Source organism: Apilactobacillus quenuiae, from assembly GCF_002994005.1.
Lineage (GTDB): Bacteria > Bacillota > Bacilli > Lactobacillales > Lactobacillaceae > Apilactobacillus > Apilactobacillus quenuiae.
In genome coordinates this window covers 1-802 of sequence record NZ_POSN01000010.1, presented here as the reverse complement: position 1 = coordinate 802, position 802 = coordinate 1, and the positions used below count along the sequence as shown (strand labels likewise).

General features: G+C 43.7%; 2 tRNA genes and 2 rRNA genes. All 4 read right to left on the bottom strand.

Annotation, left to right across the window (positions count from 1 at the left end):
- Positions 1 to 146 (bottom strand): 23S ribosomal RNA (locus tag C7N44_RS08095); the annotation flags it as partial.
- Between the two features lie 170 nt (positions 147 to 316).
- Positions 317 to 389 (bottom strand) — tRNA-Ala (locus C7N44_RS07925).
- A 32-nt stretch (positions 390 to 421) separates the two neighbouring features.
- Positions 422 to 496: transfer RNA gene (locus C7N44_RS07920), tRNA-Ile, on the bottom strand.
- An 88-nt stretch (positions 497 to 584) separates the two neighbouring features.
- Positions 585 to 802: ribosomal RNA gene (locus tag C7N44_RS07915) — 16S ribosomal RNA — on the bottom strand; the annotation flags it as partial.

Here is an 802-nt window from a genome sequence, read left to right as displayed (position 1 = left end):
AACCGATTAAGGTTATCGAGTTTCCTCATTCGGAGATCTCCGGATCAAAGCTTACGTACAGCTCCCCGAAGCATATCGGTGTTAGTCCCGTCCTTCATCAGCTCCTAGTGCCAAGGCATCCACCATGCGCCCTTCATAACTTAACCTAATTCATCACTTCGTGATGTTTGGTTAATTGAGTATTATACGAATAAAACTATTTAAAAAACTCAAAATAACGCGGTGTTCTCGGTTAAAATTGTATTTAATACAAATTTAATTTAGAAATTAATAATATCTAGTTTTCAAAGAACCAAGTTCGACACTTACGTGTCAATGGAGAATAGCGGAATCGAACCGCTGACCTCCTGCTTGCAAGGCAGGTGCTCTCCCAGCTGAGCTAATTCCCCATATAAAGTTTCGTGGCAATCCACTAGTCCAATGGGCCTAAATGGACTCGAACCATCGACCTCACGCTTATCAGGCGTGCGCTCTCAACCAACTGAGCTATAGGCCCAAAAAGCATAAGCTTTATGTTTGAGAGTAAATCTCTCAAAACTGAATAAGATCRATCAATCTAATGTAAGTTTCCGTAATATCCTTAGAAAGGAGGTGATCCAGCCGCAGGTTCTCCTACGGCTACCTTGTTACGACTTCACCCTAATCATCTGTCCCACCTTAGACAACTAGCTCCCGAAGGTTACTCCATCGTCTTTGGGTGTTACAAACTCTCATGGTGTGACGGGCGGTGTGTACAAGGCCCGGGAACGTATTCACCGTGGCATGCTGATCCACGATTACTAGTGATTCCAACTTCATGCAG